Origin of the sequence: Chlorobium phaeovibrioides, from assembly GCF_003968655.1 — a bacterium.
Classification (GTDB): Bacteria; Bacteroidota; Chlorobiia; order Chlorobiales; family Chlorobiaceae; genus Chlorobium; species Chlorobium phaeovibrioides.
Genome location: NZ_RXYK01000062.1, coordinates 1 through 555 on the forward strand (window position 1 = coordinate 1; position 555 = coordinate 555).

Sequence of the window (555 nt, forward strand, 5' to 3'; positions counted from 1 at the left end):
CCAGCAGTCAGCATGAAGCAGAAGCGCAGAAAATTCAACCCCGAGTTTAAAACCAAAGTCGTTCTTGAAGCTCTCAGTGAGCGACTCACCCTGACGGAGCTTGCCCAGAAGTACGAGCTCCACCCGAATCAAATCACCCTTTGGAAGCGAGAGTTTCTGGATCGTGCGTCGGAAGTATTCAGCAAGAGCGACAAGGCTCAGAAAGCCGAGCAGGACAGCAAGCAGGAGACCGAGGAACTCTACAAAACGATCGGTCAGCTGAAGGTCGAAGTGGATTGGCTCAAAAAAAAACTTCAGTAGTCAAAACCCTGTCAGAACGGCGCTCCATGATTGAGAAAGAACATCCGAAAATCAGCCTGAACCGGCAGTGTGAACTGCTCTCGATTCACCGCTCAGGGCTGTATTATCAGCCACGGAGAAGCACGAAGCTGAACCGTGAGCTCATGCGCCTGATGGATGAGCAGTACCTGCTCAAGCCCTACTACGGTGTCTACCGTATGTGGGAATGGCTGGTAAAGGACAAAGGCTACAAGGTCAACATCAAGCGGGTCAGAC

General features: G+C 51.5%; 2 protein-coding genes. Both read left to right on the plus strand.

Annotated elements, in window-relative coordinates; all coding sequences use genetic code 11:
• The coding region (locus EKD02_RS09940; RefSeq protein ID WP_221763004.1) for a transposase at window positions 1-300 on the plus strand (300 nt) is incomplete at its 5' end.
• A 26-nt stretch (window positions 301-326) separates the two neighbouring features.
• The coding region (locus EKD02_RS09945; RefSeq protein WP_148102983.1) for an IS3 family transposase at window positions 327-555 on the plus strand (229 nt) is incomplete at its 3' end.